The organism is Methylobacterium sp. E-041 (genome assembly GCF_022829665.1).
GTDB lineage: Bacteria > Pseudomonadota > Alphaproteobacteria > Rhizobiales > Beijerinckiaceae > Methylobacterium.
Window position 1 is genome coordinate 1 of sequence record NZ_JAKSYQ010000151.1, and the last position, 5,498, is coordinate 5,498.

Below are 5,498 nucleotides of genomic sequence, written 5' to 3' on the forward strand. Positions count from 1 at the left end.
TAAACCGCTGCGCCGATGGAGCCGGCCACGCTCGTGACCGTTTCCTTCAGGGTCGAGGGGCTTTCACCAGAGGCGGCCAGGGCCTTTATGGACCCGTGGTGTGGGGATTCCAGATGAAGGGGCATGACCCCTTTGCGCAGACCCTACCCATCCGACGTCTCCGATGATGAATGGGCGCTGGCCGCCCCTTACCTGACGCTGCTGCGCGAGGATGCGGGGCAGCGCGAGCATAGCTTGCGCGAGGTGTTCAACGGCCTGCGCTACGTCGTGAACACAGCGGCACCCTGGCGGTGGATGCCTAACGATCTGCCACCCTGGGAAGCCGTTGACCCGCAGGCCCAACGCTGGTTGGCAGCGGGCTGCTTCGGGCAACCTCGGAAGCCACAAGGGGCCCGCCGTGCGTGCCGCCATCGCGGGCGCCGGCGCGCGGCTCTTGTTCCTCCCGCCCTACTCGCCCGACTTCAACCCCATCGAGATGGCGTTCTCGAAGCTGAAGGCGCTCCTGCGCAAAGCGGCCGAGCGAACCGTCGGGGGATTGTGGTCGGCCATCGGACGCCTCGTCGACACCGTCACGCCAGGCGAGTGCGCCAACTTCTTCGCCGCAGCAGGATACGAACCAGATTAAACCGAAAATGCTCTAGCTGTTTGATCCCAGGGTTTGATGGTGCGATTTTCACGTCGGGGTGGAGGGACGCGCTATGGGCCAAGTTCTTCACGGCAGCGCCACAACGACGGAGGCGATCCGTCGAGCGATCCAGCATAGTCAAGCGAGCCTGAGGGCCCTCTCGAAGCGCTACGGGATCAACCAGAAGACGGTCGCCAAGTGGCGGCAGCGGACCTCGGTCGCCGACCGGCGCACGGGGCCGAAGGATCCTCGCTCGACGGTGCTGTCACCCGAGGACGAGGCGGTGGTGGTCGCCTTTCGGCGTCACACACTCCTGCCCCTCGACGACTGCCTCTACGCGCTCCAGGCCACGATCCCACACCTGACCCGCTCCTCGCTTCATCGCTGCCTCCAGCGACACGGCATCAGCCGATTGCCGGAGGTCGACGGCGACAAGCCCAAGCGGTCGCGCTTCAAGGCTTATCCGCTCGGGTACTTCCACATCGATCTGGCTGAGGTCCACACGGCGGAAGGGCGGCTCTACCTGCTTGTCGCCATCGACCGCACGACCAAGTTCGCCTTCGTTGAACTCCATGAGCAGGCCACGCGGCGGGTCGCAGGCGACTTTCTCCGGCACCTTATCGAGGCGGTGCCCTACAAGGTGCACACGGTGCTCACCGACAATGGCACCCACTTCACGACACCCGGCAACGTTGCCTCGGCCGCCTCCATCATCAAGGAGGCGATTGCAGCTGGAGAAACCTTCCGAGCGCACAGCTTCGAGTCCGCCTGTGCCCGCAACGATATCGACCATCGCCTGACCAAGCCGCGGCACCCTTGGACGAATGGGCAGGTCGAGCGAATGAACCGCACGATCAAGGACGCGACGGTCAAGCGTTACCACTATGACAGCCACGACAAGCTCCGCGCCCATCTGGCCGACTTCGTGAGCGCCTACAATTTTGGCCGCCGCCTGAAGACCCTGCGGGGTCTCACGCCCTACGAGGCCATCTGCAAAGCATGGTCCGCCGAGCCCGGTCGCTTCAGGTCAAACCCGCTCCACCAAATGCCGGGACCAAACAGCGCGCATCTCCTCCAGGGTGATGTCGTCTCGTCCGTCGATCAGGCCGCGCAGGAACGCCTCGTGCGGATCGAGCTTCGAGCGGCGCGCCCGCCCCTGCGGACGAGCGGCCACCGTCCCGGTCGTCGTGAGCGCGGCCATCCAGCGGATCGAGGTCGCGATGCCGACCCCAAAGCGCGCGGCCGCCTGGCGGCGCGAGGTCGTTGCCGCGGCCTTCACCACCCGCTCGCGCAGATCCTGGCTGTAGGGTCGGCCCATGCTTCGCTCCTTCTCAGAAGCGATCAGTGAATCAGCCCAACAGCTTCGCGTGAACCCCACCTCCCCGATTCAGCGCAGCCCGAAAACGCTCTAGCTAATTTTTCTTACAACTTCGTGTTCAAGCACCAAACCTATGAGTAGGGTTGTCAGTCCGAAAAATATGACATATGTATAATCTACAGTAACTGGCATACCTGGATAGTACCCCAGCCTCACCCATTCTATAATTTGAACTGCAGGATTATATTTCAAAACATCATAAATTTTATTGGGAAAATAGTTTGGTAAAAACATCACGCCGCTAGTTGTATAAACTATTATAGTGAACAAGATAAAGCCAAAGTGCCAAGCTGGGAAATAGGCGGCAATACAAACATTGACGGTGCCAACGCCGATCCCAAGCAGAATGGCGGCAAGGTAGCCGCACATTGAGGTGAACGGATCTAGAGGCATGGGGTTGATGCCAGCCGCAAATAAAATTGAAAAAACTGTAAGAAGACCTAGAAATCCAGTTACTATCTCAACCAAAATGCGAGATATAATTACATCGAACAATTTGACCTGTGGGTAGTAAGTCAGCGGACGGTTCGAGGCGACTGCTTTCATAACCTCGCGCGCAATGTACTGAAATGCCAGTACCGGCACTGCACCAGTAGCAAAAAACAACGGTCGGCTGTTTCCAATCGGAGAGGGTACTCCACGTAAAGTAAAGATAAGTACCAGCATAAAAACGTGGGCTACTGGCCATAGCACCACTACAGCGTAACCCCAATGCGAGCCGCCGAAGCGTGTACGCATATCGCGCAATATGAGCGCGTGCAAAACATGGAGATAGGACTCCATTTGGCTGCGCTCCGAATTCCGAGGCAGTTGATCGCTTGGGGTCATCATGCGGGCTCCGAAGGCTCGGAGACGTCTCTCCGGCAAAAAAGAGCCCAAAGTGTGAGGGGCGCAGCACTATCGGCGCCCTAGCAGACGCCGAAGGCAGGGAGCGTGTGCTCTACAAGACTGCCTGCAATCGTGAGTTGGAACATCCTTTATAGAGCTTCGAAGCCCCTGGTCAGCCTGGATCCACGCTGACCAGGTTGCCCGGTCGGTGATGTCGAGCTGCGGCGGCCGCCTCGATTGGACGGGCTGGATCGTCGACGTTCACGATCAGGCGGGACGCCACGTGTGCAGCCTGGACTTCACCGATGTCCGGATGGAACGGCGGGCGGCATAGGCCGAGAGGAGGGCGCGATGGGGATGAAGACGACGTTCGTGGTGCAGACGTTCATCGTCAAGCGCAAGCGCCTGGTGCCCGGCGACCGCGAGGTGGCGCCGACCGAGAGCGGAGCGCTGAAGAAGGCGGAAGCTATGTCCGGGCGGATGCCCGGCACCGCGGCGCTCAAGGTGGTGGCCGACGACGAGACCGGCGAGCTGGAAAGCGCGACGATCCTGGCGAGCTTCGGCGAGGTGCCTGAGGACTTCGCAGGGAGCTTACAGCGCGGCTAAAACGCAAAATCGCCCCGCCACCCTTCCGGGCAGCGGGGCGCAGGCGCATCGAGTCGGCTGTCGGTCTTACGACATCGGCCGGAACATGCCGACGATGCGCATCGGGTCAGGAGCGTGCTCGCGACGGTAACTTCGACAACGAGCTGTACCTCGCCAACAATCCTGACGTGAAATCAGCGGGGATCGATCCGCTGACCCACTATCTGACGTTTGGTCAAGCGGAAGGCCGGCAGGCGTACGCTGCCATCGGAAAAGCTGGCGATCTGGCCACGCATCCGGGCTTCGACGCCGAGTACTACCTCCTTTCGAACCCAGACGTGGCGAAGGCGGCGATCGCAGCCGGCGGCGACAGCTTCGCGTTTGCCTATCAGCAGTACGAGACCTATGGCTGGCACGAAGGCCGCAATCCGAATGCGGTGTTCGACACCAAAGGCTATCTGGCCGCTTACAGCGACGTAAAGGCTGCCAACATCGATCCGCTGGCGCACTACGACAGCTTCGGGTGGAAGGAGGGCCGCGATCCCTCGGCCAGCTTCGATACCAAGGTGTACCAGAGTCACTACGCTGACGTAGCCAACGCCCATATTGATCCGATGCTGTACTACCTGCAGTACGGCGCCATTGAAGGCCAAACCGCCTTCGACGATGGGCATTTCGGCTAAAGTTGTTTGTAAGCCAAAGCCTGAAATGGAGAACGGCTGGGGCAGCGATGCCTCGGCCTTTTGCCGGTATCCGTCCACGCAGCAGGTTGCGTCTGTGCCTGAAAATTGACCGTTATCTCAACGTTAGATTTCCAGGCACGCAATCCCGACAGGACGCAGCAACCCGGTAGCTGCCTCACGGAGCGCAATCCGCTTGTCCGAAAAACGGTCGTTTTCCTGACGAGAAGCTCAAAGAGACATTGGTCGTCGAGGACCAAAGCAAACGGCCAGAGCATCGCTGCCCCGGCCGTTTCCGCTCATCCTGCAGCGGTGCAGTTGCCTTAGCCGAAATGCCCATCGTCGAAGGCGGTCCGGCCCTCCAGGGCACCACTCTGGAGGTAGTGCAGCATCGGGTCGATGTGAGCGGCTGCAATGTCCTTGTAGGTGGCCTCGTACGCTTTCACGTCGAAGCTCGCAGACGGATCGCGTCCTTCCCGCCAGCCGTTCGTCTCATAATGCGCCAGCGGATCGATGTTGGCGGCCTTCACGTCCGCGTAGGCAGCGAGATACCCCTTGGTGTCGAACACCGCGTTCGGATTGCGGCCCTCGTGCCAGCCATAGGTCTCGTAGTGTTTGTAGGCAAACGCGAAGCTGTCGCCGCCTGCCGCCAGGGCTGCCCTGGCAACATCCGTGTTCGACAGGAGGTAATACTCCGCGTCGAAGCCGGGATGCATGGCAAGATCGGCTGCCTTACCCACCGCCGCGTAAGCTTGCCGGCCTTCGGCCTGGCCGCTGGCGAGGTAATGAGCCAGCGGGTCGATGCCGGCCGACTTCACGTCCGCATTCCGAGCTAGGTACAACTCGTTGTCGAAGTTGGCCGACGGATCGCGGCCTTCTTTCCAACCGCTGGCGTTGTAGTGGTTGAGCGGATTGATCCCAGCTGCGCGTACGTCAGCGTTGGCGGCGAGATAGCCGGTGGTCGAGAAGTCAGCGTTGGGATCGCGGCCCTCGTGCCAGCCGAATGCATTGTAATGTGCGGTCGCATCTAGTTGTGCGTTCCAGACATCGAGGTTGTGACTGAAGTAGAACAGGTCATCCACCAGCGCCGAGCTGGCATGCTCGTTCACCTTGGTGTTGAGGGTGAAGCTGAGGGAGCTTGCGGTGGAGGTGTTACCGGCCACGTCGGTTTGCGTGACCAGAACGGTGGAGGGTCGGGCTGGCAGCGAGTGTTAATATTAGTGTGCAGAGGCGAGTTCTCCATCGAAGCTGTAGAAAAGCGTCGCCCCCGTCTCGACACCCGTGATCGTCAAACCAACAGCGCGGGTGATGCCGTCGAGAGACGAGGCACGGGTTTCACTTGTCAGATCAACACTGGGCCCTGCTACCTTGGTGACGAGCGTGAGGCTGAGGGAGTTTGGGG

6 protein-coding genes and 4 pseudogenes are annotated in these 5,498 nt (G+C 60.6%); 6 read left to right on the forward strand and 4 right to left on the reverse strand.

The window, feature by feature from the left end:
- Positions 1 to 123 precede the first annotated feature (123 nt).
- The 3 pseudogenes from MKK70_RS13970 to MKK70_RS13980 all read left to right on the forward strand — a co-directional run.
- Positions 124 to 366, forward strand: a pseudogene (locus tag MKK70_RS13970) (transposase); the annotation flags it as partial.
- 4 nt (positions 367 to 370) lie between these two features.
- Positions 371 to 625: pseudogene (locus MKK70_RS13975) on the forward strand (transposase); the annotation flags it as partial.
- A 73-nt stretch (positions 626 to 698) separates the two neighbouring features.
- Positions 699 to 1,685, forward strand: a pseudogene (locus MKK70_RS13980) (IS481 family transposase); the annotation flags it as partial.
- Here the strand turns inward: MKK70_RS13980 and MKK70_RS13985 are convergent.
- Positions 1,686 to 1,943, reverse strand: a pseudogene (locus MKK70_RS13985) (IS630 family transposase); the annotation flags it as partial. It abuts the pseudogene before it with no gap.
- Between the two features lie 90 nt (positions 1,944 to 2,033).
- Entirely contained in the window at positions 2,034 to 2,786 is a 753-nt protein-coding gene (locus tag MKK70_RS13990; protein ID WP_243948465.1) for an ABC transporter permease, read from the reverse strand.
- 196 nt (positions 2,787 to 2,982) lie between these two features.
- Here MKK70_RS13990 and MKK70_RS31065 point away from each other — a divergent pair, with 196 nt between their 5' ends.
- The 3 genes from MKK70_RS31065 to MKK70_RS14000 all read left to right on the forward strand — a co-directional run bounded on the left by MKK70_RS31065 (position 2,983) and on the right by MKK70_RS14000 (position 4,099).
- On the forward strand, positions 2,983 to 3,165 hold the full coding sequence (locus tag MKK70_RS31065) for a DUF6894 family protein (RefSeq protein ID WP_409568276.1): 183 nt from the start codon (positions 2,983 to 2,985) through the stop codon (positions 3,163 to 3,165).
- Positions 3,166 to 3,182: 17 nt separating this feature from the next.
- Positions 3,183 to 3,437, forward strand: coding sequence for a hypothetical protein (locus tag MKK70_RS13995; RefSeq protein ID WP_243948467.1), 255 nt, complete (start codon positions 3,183 to 3,185; stop codon positions 3,435 to 3,437).
- Positions 3,438 to 3,604: 167 nt separating this feature from the next.
- Positions 3,605 to 4,099, forward strand: coding sequence for a hypothetical protein (locus MKK70_RS14000; RefSeq protein WP_409568275.1), 495 nt, complete (start codon positions 3,605 to 3,607; stop codon positions 4,097 to 4,099).
- Positions 4,100 to 4,419: 320 nt separating this feature from the next.
- Here the strand turns inward: MKK70_RS14000 and MKK70_RS14005 are convergent, their stop codons facing one another.
- Both MKK70_RS14005 and MKK70_RS14010 read right to left on the reverse strand, forming a co-directional pair.
- Positions 4,420 to 5,259 (reverse strand): hypothetical protein, encoded by an 840-nt coding sequence (locus MKK70_RS14005; protein ID WP_313899093.1) that lies wholly within the window; start codon positions 5,257 to 5,259, stop codon positions 4,420 to 4,422.
- Between the two features lie 54 nt (positions 5,260 to 5,313).
- On the reverse strand, positions 5,314 to 5,498 hold a 185-nt coding region (locus MKK70_RS14010; RefSeq protein ID WP_243948469.1), incomplete at its 5' end, for a hypothetical protein.

Excerpts from the sequence above, each read along its gene's own strand:
- MKK70_RS13990 (WP_243948465.1), bottom strand. The coding sequence starts at position 2,786 with ATGGAGTCCTATCTCCATGTTTTGCACGCGCTCATATTGCGCGATATG.
- MKK70_RS13995 (WP_243948467.1), top strand. The coding sequence starts at position 3,183 with ATGGGGATGAAGACGACGTTCGTGGTGCAGACGTTCATCGTCAAGCGC.